At 48.4% G+C, this 22,987-nt stretch carries 15 protein-coding genes; 8 read left to right on the top strand and 7 right to left on the bottom strand.

Annotated elements, in window-relative coordinates:
* Positions 1 to 91: 91 nt before the first annotated feature.
* Positions 92 to 1,039: a tRNA modification radical SAM protein MnmL/YtqA gene (gene mnmL / locus HGP28_RS05110; RefSeq protein WP_168835385.1), complete on the bottom strand. Its 948-nt coding sequence runs from the start codon at positions 1,037 to 1,039 to the stop codon at positions 92 to 94.
* Positions 1,040 to 1,573: 534 nt separating this feature from the next.
* Here mnmL and gltB point away from each other — a divergent pair.
* The 8 genes from gltB to HGP28_RS05150 all read left to right on the top strand — a co-directional run bounded on the left by gltB (position 1,574) and on the right by HGP28_RS05150 (position 12,754).
* Positions 1,574 to 6,112, top strand: a complete 4,539-nt coding sequence (gene gltB / locus HGP28_RS05115; protein ID WP_168835386.1) for a glutamate synthase large subunit — start codon at positions 1,574 to 1,576, stop codon at positions 6,110 to 6,112.
* Positions 6,113 to 7,582, top strand: coding sequence for a glutamate synthase subunit beta (locus tag HGP28_RS05120; RefSeq protein WP_168835387.1), 1,470 nt, complete (start codon positions 6,113 to 6,115; stop codon positions 7,580 to 7,582). It abuts the gene before it with no gap.
* A gap of 513 nt (positions 7,583 to 8,095) precedes the next feature.
* Positions 8,096 to 8,563 (top strand): DUF1499 domain-containing protein, encoded by a 468-nt coding sequence (locus tag HGP28_RS05125; protein ID WP_168835388.1) that lies wholly within the window; start codon positions 8,096 to 8,098, stop codon positions 8,561 to 8,563.
* Positions 8,564 to 8,672: 109 nt separating this feature from the next.
* Positions 8,673 to 9,368 carry a 5'-methylthioadenosine/S-adenosylhomocysteine nucleosidase gene (gene mtnN / locus HGP28_RS05130; protein ID WP_168835389.1) on the top strand — a complete coding sequence of 232 codons (696 nt, stop codon included), beginning with the start codon at positions 8,673 to 8,675 and terminating at the stop codon, positions 9,366 to 9,368.
* Between the two features lie 12 nt (positions 9,369 to 9,380).
* The gene (locus HGP28_RS05135; RefSeq protein WP_168835390.1) at positions 9,381 to 10,334 is read left to right on the top strand and encodes a cobalamin biosynthesis family protein; all 954 of its coding nucleotides are present in this window, start codon (positions 9,381 to 9,383) and stop codon (positions 10,332 to 10,334) included.
* A 1-nt stretch (position 10,335) separates the two neighbouring features.
* Positions 10,336 to 11,169: a vitamin B12 ABC transporter substrate-binding protein BtuF gene (gene btuF / locus HGP28_RS05140; RefSeq protein ID WP_168835391.1), complete on the top strand. Its 834-nt coding sequence runs from the start codon at positions 10,336 to 10,338 to the stop codon at positions 11,167 to 11,169.
* 81 nt (positions 11,170 to 11,250) lie between these two features.
* Complete coding sequence (locus HGP28_RS05145) at positions 11,251 to 11,871, top strand: TRIC cation channel family protein (protein ID WP_168835392.1); 621 nt, start codon at positions 11,251 to 11,253, stop codon at positions 11,869 to 11,871.
* 13 nt (positions 11,872 to 11,884) lie between these two features.
* Positions 11,885 to 12,754: a LysR family transcriptional regulator gene (locus HGP28_RS05150; RefSeq protein ID WP_168835393.1), complete on the top strand. Its 870-nt coding sequence runs from the start codon at positions 11,885 to 11,887 to the stop codon at positions 12,752 to 12,754.
* Here HGP28_RS05150 and HGP28_RS05155 read toward each other — a convergent pair.
* The 6 genes from HGP28_RS05155 to secA form a co-directional block, all read right to left on the bottom strand.
* Positions 12,681 to 13,460, bottom strand: coding sequence for a TSUP family transporter (locus tag HGP28_RS05155; protein WP_168835394.1), 780 nt, complete (start codon positions 13,458 to 13,460; stop codon positions 12,681 to 12,683). The two genes, HGP28_RS05150 and HGP28_RS05155, sit on opposite strands and share 74 nt — an antisense overlap.
* Before the next feature lie 183 nt (positions 13,461 to 13,643).
* Positions 13,644 to 16,877 carry a carbamoyl-phosphate synthase large subunit gene (carB, locus tag HGP28_RS05160; protein WP_168835395.1) on the bottom strand — a complete coding sequence of 1,078 codons (3,234 nt, stop codon included), beginning with the start codon at positions 16,875 to 16,877 and terminating at the stop codon, positions 13,644 to 13,646.
* 16 nt (positions 16,878 to 16,893) lie between these two features.
* Positions 16,894 to 18,033: a glutamine-hydrolyzing carbamoyl-phosphate synthase small subunit gene (gene carA / locus HGP28_RS05165; RefSeq protein WP_168835396.1), complete on the bottom strand. Its 1,140-nt coding sequence runs from the start codon at positions 18,031 to 18,033 to the stop codon at positions 16,894 to 16,896.
* A 480-nt stretch (positions 18,034 to 18,513) separates the two neighbouring features.
* Entirely contained in the window at positions 18,514 to 19,323 is an 810-nt protein-coding gene (gene dapB, locus HGP28_RS05170) for a 4-hydroxy-tetrahydrodipicolinate reductase (protein ID WP_168835397.1), read from the bottom strand.
* A gap of 83 nt (positions 19,324 to 19,406) precedes the next feature.
* Positions 19,407 to 19,811 carry an 8-oxo-dGTP diphosphatase MutT gene (mutT, locus tag HGP28_RS05175; protein WP_168835398.1) on the bottom strand — a complete coding sequence of 135 codons (405 nt, stop codon included), beginning with the start codon at positions 19,809 to 19,811 and terminating at the stop codon, positions 19,407 to 19,409.
* Positions 19,812 to 19,890: 79 nt separating this feature from the next.
* Positions 19,891 to 22,620, bottom strand: a complete 2,730-nt coding sequence (secA, locus tag HGP28_RS05180; RefSeq protein ID WP_168835399.1) for a preprotein translocase subunit SecA — start codon at positions 22,618 to 22,620, stop codon at positions 19,891 to 19,893.
* Positions 22,621 to 22,987 lie beyond the last annotated feature (367 nt).

Below are 22,987 nucleotides of genomic sequence, written 5' to 3' on the forward strand. Positions count from 1 at the left end.
CGTTCAAATGAGTAAATTAACCTCACGGTATCACGAATTCTGCCATCGTGACATGACCTTACGCTGAGTAGGTGATTCATCACCCAAAGCGCTATTGGGCAGGTAATGCTGTCGGTGGAACAAACACAAACGTATCTTCTATCGCGCTGCCCTGAGCGCCGTTTTTGTCTAACGCACGAAACATTTCTGTCATCGCAAGCCAGCGATTTTCACACCACAATGGGGATAATAAGGTCGGGCGACGCGCTGCCGCAGAAACTCGGTGGTAAACAATGTTTGACGGAGTATGACGGATCATTTCGCTTGCCGTCGCGATGTAAGACTCAAGGGTCGGCGCTTCAAGACGGCCCGCGCGCCACGCTTTGGCCATGGTGCTACCTTCCACAATATGCAAGCCGTGCAGCTTGATCCCATCGGTGCCGACATCAAGCACTTGCTTCAACGTGTCCATATTGTCGTGATGAGTTTCACGCGGCAAACCGACTATCAAGTGAGTGCAAACTTTGATCCCAAGCGCACGCGCACGCTGCGTAATCGCAGCATAACACTCAAAATCGTGACCGCGATTGATACGTTTCAAGGTGGTGTTGTTTGCCGTTTGCAAACCCAGTTCAAGCCAAATCTCAAACCCTTGGGCCACATAATCTGCCAGTAAATCCAACACCGCATCCGGAACACAATCAGGGCGAGTGCCGACACATAACCCAACAATATCCGCCGCCTCAAGTGCTTGTTCATACATATTTTTCAATACCTGCACTTCTGCATAAGTATTGGTATAGGCTTGAAAATAGGCCAAATACTTTTTCGCGCGATGAATTTCGCCAGCACGCTCTTGTAACTGCGTTTGAATACTCTTGACTTGCTGAGTTTCATCGGCAAATGAGGCCACATTACAAAACGTGCACCCTCCACGACCTATCGTGCCATCACGGTTTGGGCAGCTAAAGCCACCGTGAAGCGTAAGCTTATGAACCTTTTCGCCATAACGGCGCTGCAGATCTTGCCCTAGGGTGTTGACCAGATGATGTAATTGCATGTTTCGACCTAACTTGATGCGCGAATGATTCTCAGTATCACTTTGTAAGTAAATTACATCCCTGATCCACTGCGCGCAAAGGGTACGAAAAAGCGTCGAAATAATCACGAAATAAAATCAATAAACATTCAATATTTATCACAAAGGTGACCATTGTTTCGTGAATGTTAAAACTTTTTATTCTAAAATGGTGAAAAAAAATACGTTCGAGGCACGGAGTTTTCATTGCAATCAACGGTCACAAAATTGTAGGATACTTACCACTAATAGAGTGGTTTTTTTTCCTTTTGTGACAGATAACCGCACTAAAAAAACGGTGATTGCCACACCTTTCTTATATAAAACACTATTTTTCAGTGTAACTTTGGGGCATATCACCAAGGATAGTTTTTCTCGCAAAAAAATTTCCTGCGAGAGACGGAACGGACTCAATACCATTCTCCGCGTTTGGTAGCGATTTTAATAATGAAAAGGAAAGACGCATTCCGCTTAGTGCGGTTTTGTTGCGTCTAAATTAACTGGAAGGATGTATCTATGGTAGATAGAGAGCAGAAATCGCAAGGTCTCTACACTCCCGAGTTAGAACATGATGCCTGTGGTATCGGCTTTGTCGCCCATCTTAAGAACCGCAAATCGCATCAGGTAGTTACTCAGGCGCTCGATATGCTGGCACGCATGGAGCACCGTGGTGGCCAGGGCTGCGATCCATGTAGTGGCGATGGTGCGGGTATTCTATTACAAAAACCGCACGAATTTTTACTTGAAGAAACCGTCAAACTTGGCATTAAATTGCCCGCATTTGATCGCTACGGTGTTGGTGTCGTTCTTTTCCCGAAAGACGAATACAAACGCGATCAATGTCGTGACATTCTAGAACGTAATGCCAAACGATTAGATTTAGACATTATTGGCTATCGCGTCCTTCCGACCGATAATTCGATGATTGGTGCTGATCCACTCAGCACAGAGCCTCAGTTTGAACATGTGTTCATTACTGGTGGCCCCGGCATGACTCCTGCCGAACTTGAACGTAAATTGTATGTACTGCGTAACTACACTGTCCGTGTTTGTCTTGAGAGCGTATCGAATATTGGGGACGATTTTTACATCAACTCAATGTCATACAAAACCTTAGTCTATAAAGGCCAATTGACAACAGAGCAAGTTCCGCAATATTTCCTCGATTTACAAAACCCAACCATGGTCACTGCGCTTGCCTTGGTTCACTCACGCTTTTCCACTAACACGTTCCCGAAATGGCGCCTTGCGCAGCCTTTCCGTTACATCGCACACAACGGCGAAATTAACACGGTTCGCGGCAACCTGAACTGGATGAAAGCGCGTGAAGCGATTCTAGAGTCCGACCTTTTCAGCCAAGCTGAAATCGATATGTTGCTGCCAATTTGTCAAGAAGGCAGCTCTGACTCATCAAACTTCGATATGGCACTGGAACTGCTGGTGCTTTCTGGTCGCAGCTTGCCACACGCCCTAATGATGATGATTCCAGAGGCATGGCAAGAAAATAAAACCATGGATCCGACTCGCCGTGCGTTCTATCAGTACCACGCGAACATCATGGAACCGTGGGACGGCCCAGCGTCAGTGTGCTTTACCGATGGGGTTCAAGTGGGCGCCACACTTGACCGCAATGGCTTACGCCCATCTCGTTATACCGTGACCAAAGATGATTTTCTGGTTATGGCATCTGAGTCTGGCGTGGTTGACATTGCACCGGAAAACGTTGAGTTCCGTGGTCGTTTGCAGCCTGGTCGTATTTTTGTGGCAGACCTTGAACAAGGCCGAATTATTTCTGACGAAGAAGTCAAAGACGGTATTGCCGCAGCGCAGCCTTACGAGCAATGGGTTGCAGACAACCTACTGAGCTTGAAAAAACTGCCCGATGCCAGCAACCAATTTAGCCAGCCATCGCCAGAAAAACTGCTTCACCGTCAGCAAGCCTTTGGCGTCAGCGCTGAAGAGGTCAATGAAATTATTTTGCCTCTGGCTCAAACCGGGTATGAACCTCTTTCTGCAATGGGTGCCGACTGGCCACTGGCGGTGCTTTCGCACCAATCACAGCACCTATCCAACTATTTCAAGCAGCTGTTTGCGCAGGTAACCAACCCGCCGATCGACCCGATTCGCGAACGTATGGTTATGTCGCTCAACACCTATCTTGGTCAAGATCAAAACTTGCTGACCGAGACGCCACAGCACTGCCAAAAAGTGGAATTGGAATCGCCGGTACTGGCAAACTCGGAGCTTGAGAAACTGCGCGCAATTGATAATGTTCATTTGCAAGCCAAAACTCTCGATATCGTTTTCCAAGCCAATGAAGATCCAGGCAAACTTGAGCGTGCGCTAAAACGCATCTGCCAATACGCTGAAGATGCAGTCATCGATGGCTACTCAATTATTTTGCTGACAGACCGCGCAGTAAACTCAAACCACGCCGCTATCCCAGCGATGTTGGCAGTGGGCGCGGTGCATCACCATTTGATCCGCAAAGGCCTACGTGCAAAATGTGCCATTGTGGTTGAAACCGGTGACGCACGCGAAACGCATCACTTTGCAACACTACTGGGCTATGGCGCCAACGCCGTTAACCCATACTTGGTTATTGAAACCATCATCGAGTTGCAACGAGTCAAAAAACTGGATCCTGAAGCCAACCCAAGCGATCTGTTTAATAACTATCGTAAAGGGATCAATGGCGGCTTGCTGAAAATCTTCTCGAAGATGGGGATCTCAACGCTGCAGTCTTACCATGGCGCGCAAATTTTTGAAGCCCTTGGCATCCACAAATCGGTTGTTGATAAATACTTCACCGGCACCGTGACTCGTATTCAAGGCTTGACGCTGGATGACATCGCAAAAGAAGTGCTTATTCGTCACCGCATTGGCTATTCACAGCGTGAAATTCCAATTCAAATGCTTGATGTCGGCGGGGTTTATCAATGGAAACAGCGTGGTGAAAAACACCTGTTCAACCCTGAAACGATTTCGCTGCTTCAAGAGTCAACGCGCAACAAAGATTACGAGCAATTTAAAGCGTATGCTGCTGCAGTTGATAAGCAAGGCGATGATGCAGTCACGTTACGTAGCCAACTTGAATTTGTTAAAAACCCAGCCGGTTCGATTCCTCTTGCGGACGTTGAGCCGATTGAAAGCATTGTTAAACGCTTTGCAACGGGTGCGATGTCCTTTGGTTCAATCTCTTATGAGGCACACTCCACACTTGCTGTTGCGATGAACCGCCTTGGCGCGAAATCCAACTCAGGGGAAGGTGGTGAAGATCCAAGTCGTTTTGAACCCAAAGACAATGGGGACTGGGAACGCTCGGCCATCAAACAAGTTGCATCAGGTCGTTTTGGTGTTACCTCGTATTACCTCACCAATGCCGATGAGCTACAAATCAAGATGGCTCAGGGCGCAAAACCCGGTGAAGGCGGTCAACTGCCCGGCGACAAAGTTGATGACTGGATCGGTGCCACTCGTCACTCCACGCCAGGGGTTGGCTTGATTTCACCGCCGCCACATCACGACATCTACTCAATCGAAGATTTGGCTCAGCTCATTTACGATTTGAAAAATGCCAACCGAGCAGGCCGTGTCAACGTCAAACTGGTGTCTGAAGCGGGTGTGGGTACCATCGCCTCTGGTGTTGCTAAAGCCAAAGCCGATGTAGTGCTTATCGCAGGTTTCGATGGCGGTACAGGTGCTTCACCACTGTCGTCGATTCGCCACACAGGTTTGCCATGGGAGTTGGGCCTTGCTGAAACGCATCAAACCCTTCTGAAAAATGGTCTGCGTAATCGCATCGTCGTGCAAGCAGATGGTCAGATGAAAACCCCGCGTGACCTTGCTATTGCGACCTTACTTGGCGCAGAAGAATGGGGCGTGGCAACCGCCGCACTTGTTGTAGAAGGTTGTATTATGATGCGTAAGTGTCATAAAAATACCTGCCCTGTGGGTATCGCAACTCAAAACAAAACCTTGCGCGAGCGCTTTGATGGTCGCGTAGAAGATGTGGTCACCTTCTTCCAGTACATGGCAGAAGGCCTACGTGAAATCATGGCTGAATTGGGCTTCCGTTCGATTGATGAGATGGTGGGCCAAGGCCGTAAGCTGAAAATTCGCCAAGATATTTCTCATTGGAAATACAAAAACCTCGATCTTACACCGGTTCTGCACATTGAAGAGGCGCGCGCTGAAGATGGCATTTACTGTCAAACTCAGCAAAACCACAACCTCGAAGCCGTGCTTGACCGTAAGCTCATTCAAGCTGCGATTCCAGCGCTTGAAAAAGGCGAAGCCGTTACTGCAGAATTCCCGATCGTTAACACCGACCGTTCTGCGGGCACCATGTTGTCAAACGAGATCTCAAAGGTTTACAAAGACGCAGGTCTGCCCCAGCCGATGAATGTCAAATTCAAAGGTTCGGCAGGTCAATCCTTTGGTGCATTCCTAGCCAAAGGCGTTCATTTTGAAGTAGAAGGTGATGCGAACGATTACTGGGGCAAAGGGCTTTCTGGTGGTACGCTCGTGCTTTACCCAGATGCAAAATCGAGCATTGTTGCAGAAGATAATATCGTTGTCGGCAACGTTTGTTTCTACGGCGCAACCTCGGGCGAGTCTTTCATTCGCGGTATGGCAGGCGAACGCTTCTGTGTTCGTAACTCTGGTGCCAAAGTGGTTGTCGAAGGCGTTGGTGATCATGGCTGTGAATACATGACTGGCGGCGCGGCGATCATCCTAGGTTCAACCGGTCGTAACTTTGCGGCAGGCATGAGTGGCGGTGTTGCTTATGTATGGGACAAGTCAGGTGATTTTGCTGCGAAACTCAACCCTGAGTTGGTGGATCTTGACCCTATTGAGCAAGAAGATCGTGCGTTCTTGCAAGATATGCTGAATAAACATGTTCAATTCACAGGAAGTGAAGTCGCTCAAGCCTTCCTTGCTAATTTCGATGCGAGCTTGAAGACCGTGGTGAAAGTGATGCCACGCGATTACAAAGCAGTATTGGCCAAGCGCAAGGCAGAAGCAGAGCAAAAAGAAGCGGAGGCAGTGTAAATGGGTAAGCCAACAGGATTTTTAGAGCATGGCCGTGAACTACCACAAAAGATTGCGCCTGCAGAACGAATCAAAAATAACAAAGAGTTCGTACTGAACACTGAGTTTGGTAGCAAAATTAATACTCAAGCATCACGTTGTATGGATTGTGGCGTGCCGTTTTGTCATAACGGTTGCCCAATTGGCAATATCATTCCTGAGTTTAATGATGCGGTGTACCGTGACAGCTGGGAAGAAGCGTGGAACATTCTAAGCTCCACCAATAACTTCCCAGAATTTACCGGTCGCGTTTGCCCTGCGCCTTGTGAAAGCGCTTGTGTTCTTGGCATCAATCAAGATCCGATCACGATCTGTAATATCGAAAAAACCATCGTTGAAACAGCGTATCGCGAAGGCTATGCCAAACCTAAAACGCCACGTTCACGCACAGGAAAAACCGTCGCGATCATTGGTTCAGGTCCAGCTGGTCTTGCCGCAGCGGAGCAATTGAACAGCGCAGGCCACTCGGTAACAGTATTTGAGCGTGACGAAAAGGTCGGTGGCCTACTGCGATTTGGTATTCCTGATTTTAAACTTGGTATGGATGTCATTGATCGCAAAATCGATTTGATGGCTCAAGCTGGGGTTGAATTCAAGGTTAATCAACACGTTGGTATCGACGTTAACGCTCAGCAACTGCGTCAAGAATTTGATGTGGTATTGCTCACAGGTGGCTCAACCGTGCCACGTGATCTACCAGTACCGGGTCGCGAGCTAAAAGGGGTTCATTTTGCCATGGAATTCCTTGGTCAAAATAACCGCCGCGCTAATGGTATGGATCTCAAAACCGAAGAGATCCATGCAAAAGATAAGCATGTCATCGTCATTGGTGGTGGTGATACCGGTTCTGACTGTGTGGGTACTTCAAATCGTCATGGTGCGAAAAGCATTACTCAAGTTGAGATCATGCCAGTTCCACCTGAAAAACGCCCAGCAAATATGCCTTGGCCGCAGTATCCAATGATCTTACGCACCTCAACTTCGCACGAAGAAGGGGTCGATCGCCACTGGAATATTCTGACCAAAGAGTTCATTGGCAACGATCAAGGTCAAGTGACTGGCCTACGTCTTGCCGATATTGTTTGGGATGAACCGAAACCGGGTGAGCGTCCTGGCTTCAAAGAAGTCGAAGGCAGTGAGCGCGTGATCCCTTGCGATATGGCGTTTCTCGCGATGGGCTTTTTGCACCCAGAACCGCACGGTGTATTAGCACAACTTGATATCGCCTTAGATGACCGCGGCAACGTGGCAACGACAGGCTTTGCCACCAACCAAGCGGGTGTATTTGCTGCCGGTGATATGCGTACAGGCCAATCATTGGTGGTTCGCTGTATCAATGAAGGCCGCGAATGCGCTCGAGAAATTGACGCGTACTTAATGGGTGGAACAAACCTTGAAGCAAAAGCCAATTCATTAATGCTTTCAGCTTAAAGGTCAACCCTATACCCAAACAACGTGAAGATGCAGATAGGCGGTAAACGAGCAAAACCTCTGAGCACTTCAAGTGGGACGGGTATAGATAAGTTAGCGTTTGTGGGCGCTAGCCCTATTTCGTAATGGCGAAGCCACCAGCTTCAAGAAAACGGATATAGGGCAAGCGCCACAATGACACTCTGAACTTGGCCAACTTCAATAGAAGATGAGGCTATGTTCAAACCGCTCTTCCTTTTATAACAATAAGTGACACCTAGCTTTTGTATCTCGATTGCTAACCTCTGTCACACCATTCCTTTTCATTTGACCAGCGCTTGCTGGTCTTTTTTCTTATACCCAAGAGACTTTAAAGCCAAACCATCTCTATACCCGTCCCACTTTAAGTTGCAGCGTCTAGCGGGACAGGCATATCGGTAAGGCATGGGTCACATCTTAGATACCCTAGCCAATCATTTTTTCGCCACTTGGGTACACTAACAACACCACCGCCTCCATTGAGGTTACGCTTAAATGAAATTGGAAATATCAAAGCAAGCGACTTTAAAATTGACCGCTCAACTGAGTGTGATATTGCTGACCATCAGCACGACCGCTTGCGCCCAAGGAGATATCACCATGGACGATCGCACCGCCTTACCTTGCGGCAATAAGCCCAATTGCGTTTCAACGGAAGACTCGCGCGCTGACCACCATCTCGCGCCTTTTATCTTGCAACCTGGCACCACACTAAAGCAAGTCGAGGCGATTGCCCTAACCTTACCTGGCGCTAAATTGGCCGTGAGCAATGATGGTTACCTACGAGTAGAATGCACCAGTAAATGGCTTAAGTTTGTTGATGATCTTGAAATTCGGCTCGATGGGCAGCAAATGCAAGTGCGCTCTGAATCCCGTGTGGGTTATTCCGATTTTGGCGTCAATCGCAAGCGGACTGAACAACTGCGGCAAGGGCTGAGTCAAGCAGGCTTATTGATGCTATAACACTGCCGAACACGCTCAACGATTGTCGCTCTAGGGGAGACAAATAGTGCTCCCTTCACCAGTTACAGGTATACTCTGGCCATTCCCTACAATCAATGAAGAGATGACTATGAAAGTCGGTATTATTGGCGCGATGGAGCAAGAAGTTGCCCTTCTTCGCGCGGCTATGAGTAATCGCCAAACCGCGCAAAAAGCAGGTTGCACGTTTGATTTCGGCCAAATTAATGGCGTTGATGTGGTGTTGCTGCAATCTGGCATTGGTAAAGTAGCTGCCGCTATCGGCACGACCATTTTGCTCAGTGAATACCAACCCGATGTGGTCATCAATACAGGTTCAGCCGGTGGATTTGATGCCACGCTTAATGTCGGTGATGTGGTGATCTCAACAGAAGTGCGTCATCACGATGCCGATGTGACCGCATTTGGCTACGAGATTGGTCAAATGGCAGGGCAACCAGCGGCCTTCAAAGCCGACGACAAGTTAATGGCTTTAGCAGAGCAAGCATTGACACAAATGGACGGAATGCACGCGGTTCGCGGCCTTATCTGTACCGGCGACGAATTTGTGTGTAAGCCTGAGCGCCAAGCAATTATTCGTGCGCACTTCCCAAGTGTTATTGCGGTTGAAATGGAAGCGTCTGCTGTGGCGCAAACTTGCCATCAATTCCAGATTCCGTTTGTCGTGGTCCGTGCGATTTCTGACGTTGCCGACAAAGAGTCGCCGATGAGCTTTGACGAATTCCTTCCACTGGCGGCGAAAAGCTCATCTGAGATGGTAACTAAGATGCTGGCTTTGCTTAAGTAATCGATACTGTTCATGGAAGAATTACTGTCACCCATCTATGCCAATGGCGCGCTCCTTGCTCTTTGGGGCGCGCTGCTATTTCACTGGTTACTCCCCATTCCTCATTCTGCTCATCCGGCATTACTTTGGCATCAGTTTGCGTCATTACTTGCAAGCAAAGTCAATCGTCATCATCAGCCACAGCAAAGCGCGCTGTCGGGCACATTAGCTTGGTTGCTCATGATGATGCCATTGCTGGTGTTACTCATGGCGGCAAAACCTTTGGTCTGGGAGCCCGCTCTGTTTGAAATGGCGCTACTTATGCTGGCATTGGAATGGCGTGGCAGCGAGCATTTTGCCAAAGCGGCAATTCACGCATTAAGTACCGAGGACAAGGCACGTTCTCGCACGCTTCTTGCCACCAGTGTTAATCGAGAAACCGAGCGATTATCCAATTTAGGGCTGGGCAAAGCCAGCGCTGAAACCCTCATCATGGGGATTGGTCGTAACGTCATATGCGTGCTGTTTTGGTATGCGCTTTTGGGTGGGATTGGCGCATTAACTTATCGATTTGCAATGGAACTGGCTCGCGCATGGTCACCCAGCCGCGCGCGCTTTCATCCATTTGGCCGCAGCGCTATTCGATTCCTCGCCTTGATTGAACTTGTACCGATGCGTTTATTCGCCCTGACGTTACTGCCGGGCAAGTCCGCTGCGGGAGTGTGGCAAGGTTTACGCACTCAAGCGCCCCATTGGCCACTACCTGGCCCTGCTTGGCTTTTATGCACCATCGGCCATAAATTACAAATATCACTCGGAGGCCCAGCGTTTTATGATGGCGTTCGCGCCGAGCGCAGCAAAATCGGTGGCCGTATCGCACCATCGGCTCTGCATCTTGCGCAAGTGCAAGCGCTATTAACTTGGCGCGTCACAGTGTGGATTGTGCTGATCAGTATTATTCTCGCGTTGGTTCATCAAGGCCTTTGATATGTTGTTTCGATTGATTGCCATTACATACGCCAGCCTCATGTTGCCCTCTTTTGCATGTGCCTCAACGCCTCAACGAATTATCACTCTGGCGCCTCATGCCACTGAAATGGCGTTTGCAGCAGGTCTTGGCGAAAAAATCATTGCGGTAAGCGAACGCAGTGATTACCCACCACAAGCTCAGCAGCTCGAAACCGTATCGAATTATCAAGGGATCAAGCTCGAACGTATTTTGGCGCTAAAGCCCGATTTGGTTATTGCATGGCCTGCGGGCAATCCAGCGAAAGCGCTTGCGCAGTTAGAACAATTTGGGATTGAGGTCTATTTTTCTCACACCAACAGCCTTGAAGATATTGCCAATAACTTGGAGGCGTTAGCCGCCTACAGTGATGACCCATCCACGGGCCGAGCAGCTGCAGCAAAGTTTCGTCAGCAATTGACTGAGCTAAAACTGCGCTATGATACCGAAACCCCGGTACGTTATTTTTATCAGCTCAGTGATAAGCCACTTATCACTGTGGCCGACGGGCATTGGCCAGCCGCCGTATTCCAGTTTTGTGGTGGTGAAAATAGCTTTCAGCAAGCCAACGCACCTTATCCACAAGTGAGTGTTGAGCAGGTGATACTTCGCCAACCAGAAGCGATGTTTACCTCGCCCCACGCGACAGACTACACCACCGTTTGGCAACCATGGCAAGCCGACATTCCGGCTTTAAAATTCGGTCATTTTTGGTCATTGAACCCTGACTGGCTGAATCGCCCGACACCTCGAACCGTGCTAGCGCTCGAGCAAGTGTGTCAGCACCTTGATACGGTACGACAACACCGCCAATAGCGGGGAATATTGCGTGCCTCAATAAAAGAATTTGCTACAATCTCGCCAATTTCCTGATCACTATTTAGCTGTAAGACACTGATGGACTCGACGCTACTCTATATTATTGACTTATTTGGCACCGCAATCTTTGCGATTTCTGGCGTGCTACTGGCTGGTCGTTTGAAAATGGATCCTTTTGGCGTCATGGTGCTTGGTAGCGTCACGGCCATCGGGGGCGGAACGATTCGCGACATGGTGCTTGGCGCAACGCCCGTCTTTTGGATCACCAATACGACTTACTTATGGGTGATTATTATTACCTGTATTCTCACCATGCTTATCGTACGCCGCCCAAAACGCTTACCTTGGTGGGTACTGCCGGTTTGTGATGCTATCGGTTTGGCGGTGTTTGTCGGCATTGGCGTTGAAAAATCATTGATGTATCACGAGTCCGGCATGATTGCGGTGATCATGGGGATATTAACCGGCTGCGGCGGCGGCATTATTCGTGATGTCCTTGCGCGAGAAATCCCGATGGTGCTGCGCAGTGAAGTTTATGCCACTGCATGTCTCATTGGCGGTGTGACTCACACTGTGGCACTGGAGCTAGGCACAAGCAATTCTAGTGCCTTACTGCTCGGCATTGTTGTCACTCTGACCATTCGTCTCGGTGCAATACGTTGGCATTTATCCTTGCCGACGTTCGCGCTCACCAAATAAGCGAGTGACCCCTATGCTACTTGAGGGAATTGAAACCTTACTGGCGCTCGGCCAAGCCAAAACAATGAGCCGTACTGGTAGTCGACTCTACATCAGCCAGTCGGCGGTCAGTAAGCGGATTGCCAACCTCGAAAAGCGATTGGGGAAAAAACTGGTTGAACCTGATGGTCGCAATGTGAAGCTCACCAAAGAAGCAGAACGACTGATTGACACCCTCGCGCCGAGTTTCAACCAGTTATTGGGTCTTATCGACGATCAGCAAGCTTTGCCAGATACCTCTACCTTGGTGCTCGACTGCTCAGAAACGTTAATTGTCGGTTATTTGTCGCCTATTTTGGCGACCCTCTATCAAGGCGACCCTCATTTAACTATCACGACTAACCACACCCCTCGCATCGTTGAGAGAGTGCAATCAGGGCAGGCAACGCTTGGCATTTGCGCCGGACAGCTGCCGCCCAACCATGGACTGCAAGTGAGCCATCTTGGTGACGAACCGTTTTTTATCGTCAGTCACCGCCCTCTGGACTCATTACCAAGCCAAATCCAGACCAACGATCTCAACAATCCCGCCAACAGCTACCAACTTGCGATACTTACTCGTTTGGGCATTACACCTGTGATGCAAATGGACTCTTATCAAGCAAGTGCGCAGTTAGCGCTAGAGGGATTACCGCCAGCGCTGGTGCCGCTGTCCATTGTTCGTAGCCTTAAAATCGCGCCTCGCCATTGCTTTAGCTTTACTGAGCTAACCCCTTTGCATCGACCGCTACACATCTGCACGCGGCCCAGCCGGGCACGCAGCATGCGGGTTAAAACAGTGATAGCCACCATTGCCCATGCTGTTGCCAAAGCAATTTCAGCGCCATCGCCATCGACATCATAATCACTAATGGACGCACCCAGCGAGTTCCCTTAGTGATGACCATTTTTGCCCCAAGGCGCGCGCCAAGAAATCCACCGACCGCCATAACCAAACCAATTTCCCACACCGGGAGTCCCGCGAGAATAAAGAACAGCAAGGCGGCGAGATTAGACGTGAAGTTTAGAACCTTGGTGCGAGCGGTTGCTTCGACCAAACTAAAATGGCCAATCGCAACAAAACACAGCGTAAAAATCGACCCTGTACCAGGGCCAAAAAAGCCATCATAAAATCCAACACCCCCACCAATAGCAAAGGCAAAAGCGGCGTCAGATAATTTGGGCTCACCTCGCTGCTCTTTTGCTTTCCCACCAATCAGGAAGTAGAGTGCAATCGCAATCAGTAGCAACGGGATCAAGCTGGTGAGAATGTTTAACGAGACCACTTGCACCGCTTCAGCGCCAATGGCTGAACCAAGAAAGGTGCACACAATCGCGCGCCACATTGCCGCCAAGCTGACCAAACCACGACGAATAAAATAGAAACTGGCAGAAAAGCTACCAAACGAGCTTTGTAATTTGTTGGTGGCTAATGCTTGAGTTGGTGATAAACCCGCCGCAAGTAGCGCAGGCACAGTCAACAAGCCGCCACCGCCCGCCATAGCGTCAATAAAACCGGCCACAGATGCGACCGCAAACAGCGCTAACAGAATTTCAAATGTTATCTCCACGCGAATACCTATACTCAAACAATTTCGAGCACAGCTTAACATCATGAATAAAAGCAAAAAAATGAAACTCAGGCTTTGAATTCATTCCATTTTTTCATCAATCTAAACATTCACAATTACGGGCATAAAAAAGCCCGCTCAATCGAGCGGGCAATGAGTTTGTTATTCACCATTTATTCATGGTTAAGCGTTAAGGCTCGCTTTAACCTGTGCGTGCAGCTCTTGAACTGACGTCACTGAACTCTTTGCATCAGCGGTGTGCGCCATACAGGTTGCAAATGCCGCATTCAGCGTTGTGGTGTAATTGACTTTTTCAGCCAATGCGCCACGACGAAGTACTTTTGAGTCTTCAATCGCTTGACGACCTGCTGCAGTATTAATGATGTAGGTGTATTCATTGTTCTTGATGCGGTCAAGAATATGAGGACGACCTTCATGCACTTTGTTAACCAAGCGTGGGTTAATGCCCGCTTCACCCAAAATTACCGCGGTGCCGTGAGTTGCATCAAGTTGATAACCTAACTTAACCAATTTGGACGCCAAATCAACCACACGTTGCTTGTCGCCATCACGAACCGATAGCAGAGCACGACCACCCTCTGGGTAGACACTGCCACAACCCAATTCTGCTTTTGCGTAAGCTTCAGCAAACGTTGCACCAACGCCCATAACTTCACCCGTTGAACGCATCTCAGGGCCTAATAGTGGGTCAACACCTGGGAATTTGTTGAACGGCAGCACCACTTCTTTAACAGAGTAGTAAGGCGGAATGATCTCTTTCGTGAAACCCTGCGCTTCAAGCGATTGACCAGCCATAACACGAGCGGCAATTTTTGCCAGTGGCGCGCCAGTTGCTTTTGAAACAAAAGGTACCGTACGCGCAGCACGTGGGTTGACTTCAATCAGGTAAACTTGGCCATCTTTTACTGCAAATTGAGTATTCATTAAGCCGCGAACACCCAGTTCAAAGGCCAACTTCTCAACTTGCTCACGCATCACGTCTTGGATTTCTTGGCTCAATGTATAAGCGGGTAGCGAACAGGCTGAGTCACCAGAGTGGACCCCTGCTTGTTCGATATGCTCCATGATGCCACCGATAACCACGCGCTCACCGTCGCAAATCGCATCGATATCCACTTCAATAGCGTCATCAAGGAAGCGATCCAAAAGGACTGGAGATTCGTTTGAAACACTGACAGCTTCATTAAAGTAACGGCGAAGATCTTGCTCGTCATAAACGATTTCCATGGCTCGGCCGCCCAGAACATAAGAGGGGCGAACCACCAAAGGAAAACCAATTTCTTTTGATTTTTCGACCGCTTGCTCAATCGCTGTTACGGTCGCATTTTCAGGCTGTAACAGGCCTAGGCGATCCACGGCTTGCTGGAAGCGCTCGCGATCCTCAGCGCGGTCAATGGCATCTGGGCTGGTACCAATAATTGGCACACCCGCGGCCTCAAGCGCACGCGCTAATTTAAGAGGCGTTTGGCCACCGTATTGAACAATCACGCCTTTAGGTTTTTCAACACGCACAATCGCAAGCACATCTTCTAACGTCACAGGCTCAAAGTAGAGGCGATCTGAGGTGTCGTAATCGGTTGAAACTGTCTCAGGGTTACAGTTCACCATAATGGTTTCGTAACCATCTTCACGTAACGCCAGCGAAGCGTGAACACAGCAGTAATCGAATTCGATACCTTGACCAATGCGGTTAGGGCCACCACCCAATACCATGATCTTCTCTTTATCCGTTGGGTTCGCTTCACACTCTTCATCATAAGACGAATACATGTATGCGGTATCTGACGCAAACTCAGCCGCACAAGTATCAACGCGTTTGTAAACCGGATGAATATCAAACTGATCGCGCATGCGGCGCACTTCGCTTTCAGCGACACCAACCAACTTAGACAAGCGCGCATCGGAGAAACCTTTACGCTTCATGCGGCGCAGAACCTCTTCGGTCAATCCTGCAAAACCACCCGCTTTGACTTGCTCTTCTAACTTGACTAGCTCTTCGATTTGCACCAAGAACCAGCGGTCAATATTGGTCAGGTTAAATACGCCATCGACTGACATACCCGCGCGGAAAGCATCGGCAATGTACCAAATACGCTCAGCGCCCGCTTCTTTCAACTCGTGACGAATTTTAGTTAACGCATCCGGTGAATCGAGATCCACCATCTCGTCAAAACCATTAGCACCAACTTCAAGGCCGCGTAGTGCCTTTTGTAATGATTCTTGTTGGTTACGACCAATCGCCATCACTTCGCCTACCGACTTCATCTGAGTCGTTAGACGTGAATTCGCACCAGCGAATTTTTCAAAGTTAAAGCGAGGAATTTTGGTCACGACGTAGTCGATAGTTGGCTCAAATGACGCTGGCGTTGCGCCACCAGTAATGTCGTTCATCAACTCATCAAGCGTAAAGCCGACCGCCAATTTGGCTGCAACTTTTGCAATTGGGAAACCTGTTGCTTTTGACGCCAATGCAGATGAGCGAGAAACGCGTGGGTTCATTTCGATGATAACCATACGGCCATCTTTCGGGTTGATACCAAATTGAACGTTGGAACCGCCCGTCTCAACGCCGATTTCACGCAGTACTGCAAGTGATGCATTACGCATCAATTGATATTCTTTATCCGTTAGGGTTTGCGCTGGCGCTACGGTGATTGAGTCACCAGTGTGAATACCCATTGGGTCAAAGTTTTCGATTGAACAAACAATGATGCAGTTATCCGCTTTATCGCGAACCACTTCCATCTCGTACTCTTTCCAACCGATCAAAGATTCATCGATAAGCAGCTCGTTAGTTGGCGACAAGTCCAAACCACGGCGACAAATCTCTTCAAATTCTTCTTTGTTGTATGCAATACCGCCACCAGTACCACCCATGGTGAAAGACGGGCGAATGATACAAGGGAAGCCAACCATATCGAGCACACGATACGCTTCTTCCATGCTTTTTGCGGTATCAGCACGTGGACACGCAAGACCAATCGACTTCATCGCTTTATCAAAACGTGAGCGATCTTCTGCTTTATCAATGGCATCGGCAGTTGCACCGATCATTTCAACGCCAAACTCTGCCAACACACCTTGACGCTCAAGCTCAAGCGCACAGTTAAGCGCCGTTTGGCCACCCATGGTTGGCAATACGGCATCTGGACGCTCTTTTTCAATGATCTTACGTACCACTTCCCATTGAATTGGCTCAATGTAAGTGGCGTCAGCCATTTCTGGATCCGTCATGATGGTAGCAGGGTTAGAGTTAACCAAAATAACGCGGTAACCCTCTTCACGCAGTGCTTTACACGCTTGCGCGCCAGAGTAGTCAAACTCACACGCTTGGCCGATGACAATCGGACCCGCGCCTAGAATTAGAATGCTTTTAATATCAGTACGTTTTGGCATGTTCTACGACTCCGAATTACGCGCGGTGTTTCTTGATAAGTTCGATAAAATGGTCAAAGAGCGGCGCTGCATCATGAGGACCAGGGCTCGCTTCTGGGTGACCTTGGAAGCTAAATGCAGGCTTATCGGTGCGATGAATGCCTTGCAAAGAGCCATCAAAAAGTGACACATGAGTTGCACGAAGATTTTCAGGAAGCGTGGCTTCATCAGCAGCAAAACCGTGGTTTTGTGAAGTGATCATCACCACACCACGATCCAAGTCTTTCACTGGATGGTTCGCGCCGTGATGGCCAAATTTCATTTTAATGGTCTGAGCGCCTGATGCGAGAGCGAGAATTTGGTGGCCAAGGCAAATACCGAAAATAGGCAAGCCCTTGTCTAAAAATACTTTTGTCGCTTCAATCGCGTAGGTACACGGAGCTGGGTCACCTGGGCCGTTTGATAGGAAAACACCATCAGGATTTAGTGCCAGCACCTCTTCTGCTGACGTTTGTGCAGGCACGACGGTCAAACGGCAGCCACGGTCAACCAACATACGCAAAATATTACGTTTGGCACCGAAGTCGTAAGCCACAACATGGTATGGCAACTCGCTGTCATCTTGAGCTTCAGGTAGACCACCTTCTAGTGTCCACGACCCTTGCTTCCATGAATAGGCTTCTTGAGTGGTCACTTCTTTAGCAAGATCCATCCCTTTTAAGCCCGGAAACGCTTTTGCTTTTTCTAGTGCCAACGCTTCATCTAACGCCTTTCCAGCCATGATACAGCCGTTTTGCGCGCCTTTCTCACGCAAAATTCGCGTCAGTTTACGCGTGTCAATATCGGCGATACCGACAATGTTTTGTGATTTTAAGTAGTCAGAAAGGGTTTGTTCGCTGCGAAAGTTAGAAGCAATCAGAGGAAGGTCACGAATAACGAGGCCTTGAGCGTGAATCGCGGTGGATTCTTCATCTTCGGAAGTGGTTCCGGTGTTGCCAATATGAGGATAAGTAAGAGTGACGATTTGTTGGGAATAGGAAGGATCAGTGAGGATTTCTTGATACCCCGTCATTGAGGTATTAAAAACAACTTCGCCAACGGAAATACCATCTGCGCCGATAGCGACTCCGCGGAACACTGTCCCATCTTCCAGGACTAACAGTGCTGATTTACTCAAGACAACCTCCAGAATAAAAATGCAAATAAAACAAATTAGAATGCAAATTTGCCTTCCTTTTCGCCATAAATGTGCGAATTGAGGGAATTCAGACAAATTGGCGGTATTCTAATGACACACTGCAACTGTGTCAATATAAGGCCAAGAAATAATTGTAAATTTAACGCCTCTTATGCACTTTACGGATGATAACCAATAAAAATACAACTTTTCACATTTTTAAAGGTGATCAATCTCATCAAAATGTAAAAACTGTTGATTTTTTCCGAACAAAAAGACAGACGCATTATTTAACAAATAGGTAAACGTTAAACCGACATGAAAAAATGCCATTTTCGAGCGCTTCATTAAAAAACCGCCATTAGAGCCCAATAAACAACACTAAAAAACCGCCACTATGGCGATAAATACGACATTCCAATTGTCTTCCATTGACCATAGAAATAAAAACGCCGGCATTTGCCGGCGAATAAATATGTATTAAAGGTCATTCAGGCCGATGACATCTGTCATGGTATAAAATCCAGTGGGTTTATCGGCAAGCCACACCGCGGCTTTTACTGCGCCATTAGCAAAAGTCATTCGGTCCGTCGCTTTATGGGTAATTTCAACCCGCTCACCGATATCGGCAAACATCGCGGTGTGCTCACCAACAATGTCACCCGCGCGGATCGTTGCAAAACCAATTTCATCTTTGGTGCGTTCACCCGTAATGCCTTCTCGAGCATAAACCGCAACGTCACTGAGCTTGTTGCCCATCGCTCCAGCAATGGCTTCGCCCATGCCAATTGCGGTTCCCGATGGCGCATCCACTTTATGGCGATGGTGCGCTTCGACAATTTCGATGTCACAGTATTCGCCCATTACTTTGGCGGCTTTTTCTAACAGTTTGAACACCAAATTCACGCCAACAGAGTAATTCGGCGCCATAACCACAGGGATCTGCTTGGCGTAAGCGTCAATTTCCGCACGCTCGTCATCGCTAAACCCCGTCGTGCCAATCACAATACTTTTGCCATGCTGCGCGCACAGCGCCAAATTGGCTAGCGTGCTCGCTGGCGCGGTAAAATCAATCACCACGTCAAAGTTGGCAACCGCTTGGCTGAGATCGTCGACTAACGCGATATCTAATCGACCTTCGCCACACAATTCACCGATGTCCACCCCAACCAAAGAGGACTCCGGACGCTCTGAGCCTGCGCCCAAAGTGGCATTTGCATTGGCCAGTGTGGCTTTTACTAGGTTGCGTCCCATGCGACCAGCGGCTCCCGCCACGGCAATTCTTACCATTGCTCATCTCCATTTACTGCCCGACGCATCGCGCCGAATGTTAATTTTCAATCGGTTAAGTTACCAACAATCGAACGCGCTGGCTAGATTTGTCTAAACTCTTTCATGACTCGTTGAACAATCGGTAAGTTCGCTTCTGGAAACGCAAACTGATCGAGCTGATCAATCTCGACCCACAGGCCTTGCTGGCCTTCTCGACCATATGGCTCGCCAGAAAAGTCAATAATGGTAATAAAATCAAACGTCAGTGACTTGTCAGGGTAATCAAAAGCGAAATGCTCAAATGGGATCTGCTGCGTCACTTGAATGCCAATTTCCTCTTCCAACTCACGCGCCATCGCTTTTGCTATCGTTTCGCCAGACTCCACCTTCCCACCCGGAAACTCCCATAAGCCTCCTTTGTGTTTGTCATCGGGACGCTTGGTAATGTAAACCGAGCGCTGGTCGGCACTTAAAATAATCCCCGCGACAATATGAATACGCTTCATCGCTGTCCTCTTTTTTATGCAAATTCGTCTCAAAAAAAGAGCCGCCTAAGCGACTCTATTTCATGAAATGCCATGTAAGCTAATCAATTTTGCCGTGGCACTGCTTATATTTTTTACCACTGCCACATGGGCACAGTTCATTGCGGCCGACTTTACGCTCCTCACGCACCATTGGCTGAGCAGAGCGCTGAACGTCATCGCTCTCATCGCTTAATTGGCTCTGCGCTGTTGCGTGTTGCGCTTGTGCACGTCGAGCTGCTTCTTCAGCCTGGGCACGACGCTGCGCTTCCATTCGCTCGACTTCATCTTGCTGCTGAACACGAACTTTGGACAAAATCATCACGACATCGGATTTTAATGTCTCGAGCAGGTTTTCAAATAAGGCAAAAGACTCGCGCTTGTACTCTTGTTTCGGGTTCTTTTGCGCATAACCACGCAGATGAATCCCCTGACGCAGATGATCCATCGCCGCTAGATGTTCTTTCCAGAGTGTATCGAGCGTTTGTAACATGACAGACTTTTCAAAGTTACGCAGCACTTGAGCGCCAACCACCTCTTCTTTGGCTTGGTAGACTTCGACGGCATGAGACAAAATCTTCTCGCGTAGCGCTTCTTCGTAGAGCTTGTCGTCCTCTTCCAACCACTGACGGACTGGCAAGTCCAGATCAAAGTCCGCTTTTAAGCGCGTTTCAAGCCCTTCAAGATCCCACATATCTTCAAGCGATTGCGGCGGAATATATTCATTGATGACACTATCAAAGACATCTTCACGGTTATGAGTGATCATCTCGCTGATGTCATCCACTTCCATGAGTTCGTCACGCAACTCATACACGACCTTACGTTGGTCATTGGCGACATCATCGTATTCAAGTAGCTGTTTACGGATATCAAAGTTACGCCCTTCGACTTTGCGTTGCGCTTTTTCAATCGAGCGTGACAGCATTTTCGATTCGATGGCTTCGCCTTCTTCCATTCCACTTTGAATTAAGCTTGCCATGCGATCAGACGTGAAGATCCGCAGCAGAGCATCTTCCATCGACAAATAAAAGCGTGAAGATCCCGCATCACCTTGACGACCAGAACGGCCACGTAGCTGATTATCGATACGACGAGATTCATGGCGCTCCGTACCAATAATGTGCAAACCACCCGCATCGAGTACCGCGTCATGCACCGGTTTCCACTCGGCTTTAATCGCGTCAATTTGCTCAGCACTTGGATTATCCAGTTGTTCAACTTTGGCATGCCAGCTTCCGCCTAGCACGATGTCTGTACCACGGCCTGCCATGTTAGTCGCGATAGTCACAGCGCCAGGCTTACCGGCTTCTGCAACAATTTCTGCTTCTTTTTCATGGAACTTCGCGTTCAAAACATTATGTTTGATCTTCGCTTTTTTCAATGCTTGCGATAGAAGTTCAGATTTTTCAATTGATACGGTACCCACTAGCACCGGCTGACCTTTGGCAACGCGTGCTTTGATGTCTTCGATGATCGCAGCAAACTTTTCCGCTTCCGTACGATACACCATATCAGGCATGTCATCACGGATCATCGGTTTATTGGTTGGAATAACCACCGTTTCAAGACCATAGATGGTTTGAAATTCAAATGCTTCAGTGTCAGCGGTACCGGTCATACCCGACAGTTTTTCGTAAAGACGGAAGTAATTTTGGAAGGTAATCGAGGCCAGCGTTTGGTTCTCGTTTTGAATTTTTACGCCTTCTTTGGCTTCCACCGCTTGGTGCAGACCTTCAGACCAACGGCGGCCAGGCATAGTACGGCCCGTATGTTCGTCAACGATAACCACTTCGCCTTCATCGCTGACGATGTAGTCGACATTACGCTCAAACAGAACATGAGCGCGCAGCGCTGCATTGACGTGATGCAATAGGCTAATATTAGTTGGTGAATAGAGCGTGTCGCCCTCTGCCATCAGGCCATTTTTGATCATGAGCTCTTCAACGAACTCTTGGCCATTTTCAGTCAGATACACCTGCTTTGATTTTTCATCAACCGTGTAGTGACCTTCACCACGATACTCTTCCGAGTCTTCTTTATCTTGGCGCTGTAGCTGAGGGATCAGCAAATTAATTTTGGTGTAAAGCTCAGAGCTGTCTTCAGCGGGGCCAGAAATGATGAGCGGGGTACGTGCTTCATCAATTAAGATGGAGTCCACTTCATCAACCACCGCAAAGAATCGCTCGCGCTGAACACGATCTTCGGCGCGAAACGCCATATTGTCTCGTAGGTAATCAAAACCAAACTCATTATTGGTTCCGTATAAAATGTCGGCTTGGTAAGCCGCTTTTTTCTCATGCGGAGGCATGTTAGGCACGTTAACGCCCACCGTCATTCCTAGAAATTCAAACAGTGGTCGGTTGGTTTCTGCATCGCGCTTTGCCAAGTAATCGTTCACGGTAACGATATGAACGCCTTTGCCCGGCAGAGCGTTTAGGTAAGCCGGTAACGTCGCGGTCAAGGTTTTACCCTCACCGGTGCGCATTTCCGCGATTTGCCCATTATTGAGCACCATGCCACCAATAAGCTGAACATCAAAGTGGCGCATACCATAGACGCGTTTTGAGGCTTCACGAACCGTAGCAAAGGCTTCAGGTAAAATTTGATCCAACGATTCGCCTTGTCCTAGGCGCTGACGAAACTCAACGGTTTTTGCTTTTAACTCTTCGTCCGATAGCGCTTCATAGGTTGGTTCGTAATTATTAATTTCTTTGACAATTTTACGCAAACGACGCAGGGTGCGGTCATTGCGGCTGCCAATCACTTTAGTGAGTAGCTTGGTAATCATGAGTGTTGGATCTCTCTGTTCTAGACCAAAAAGCGGTCTGTTAGCAATGCTATCGTTGTTTCTCAATTAGAGTGGCTGTAAGGCTCTTCGTCACGCGATACACATGACGGTTGTGCGCAAAAATCGGCGCATTTCCTAATTTGCCACTGTTAACGATTACGCCATTTCGGCAATACGCGGCGCCCATCCGCTGCGTCAACGTTTACTTATTCTCGATATGGTGCTGAAAGCGACAATTTTCAAGCGCGAGCCAAGAAATTGATTTGGCGAGATCAGCTAATATGAAGAGGGATAGTGTAAGGATTTTTATCACGGTGAACCATCATTTCAACGATTTGTTTGACCTAGATGGAAATTTTCTTACTAA

Origin of the sequence: Vibrio agarilyticus, from assembly GCF_012641465.1 — a bacterium.
GTDB classification, from domain to species: Bacteria; Pseudomonadota; Gammaproteobacteria; order Enterobacterales; family Vibrionaceae; genus Vibrio; species Vibrio agarilyticus.

Coding starts and splice junctions, on each gene's coding strand:
- HGP28_RS05125 (WP_168835388.1), top strand. CDS start 8,096: ATGAAATTGGAAATATCAAAGCAAGCGACTTTAAAATTGACCGCTCAA.
- HGP28_RS05150 (WP_168835393.1), top strand. CDS start 11,885: ATGCTACTTGAGGGAATTGAAACCTTACTGGCGCTCGGCCAAGCCAAA.
- dapB (WP_168835397.1), bottom strand. CDS start 19,323: ATGGTAAGAATTGCCGTGGCGGGAGCCGCTGGTCGCATGGGACGCAAC.
- carB (WP_168835395.1), bottom strand. CDS start 16,877: ATGCCAAAACGTACTGATATTAAAAGCATTCTAATTCTAGGCGCGGGT.
- gltB (WP_168835386.1), top strand. CDS start 1,574: ATGGTAGATAGAGAGCAGAAATCGCAAGGTCTCTACACTCCCGAGTTA.
- mnmL (WP_168835385.1), bottom strand. CDS start 1,039: ATGCAATTACATCATCTGGTCAACACCCTAGGGCAAGATCTGCAGCGC.
- btuF (WP_168835391.1), top strand. CDS start 10,336: ATGTTGTTTCGATTGATTGCCATTACATACGCCAGCCTCATGTTGCCC.
- mtnN (WP_168835389.1), top strand. CDS start 8,673: ATGAAAGTCGGTATTATTGGCGCGATGGAGCAAGAAGTTGCCCTTCTT.
- HGP28_RS05120 (WP_168835387.1), top strand. CDS start 6,113: ATGGGTAAGCCAACAGGATTTTTAGAGCATGGCCGTGAACTACCACAA.
- HGP28_RS05145 (WP_168835392.1), top strand. CDS start 11,251: ATGGACTCGACGCTACTCTATATTATTGACTTATTTGGCACCGCAATC.
- mutT (WP_168835398.1), bottom strand. CDS start 19,811: ATGAAGCGTATTCATATTGTCGCGGGGATTATTTTAAGTGCCGACCAG.
- secA (WP_168835399.1), bottom strand. CDS start 22,620: ATGATTACCAAGCTACTCACTAAAGTGATTGGCAGCCGCAATGACCGC.
- HGP28_RS05135 (WP_168835390.1), top strand. CDS start 9,381: ATGGAAGAATTACTGTCACCCATCTATGCCAATGGCGCGCTCCTTGCT.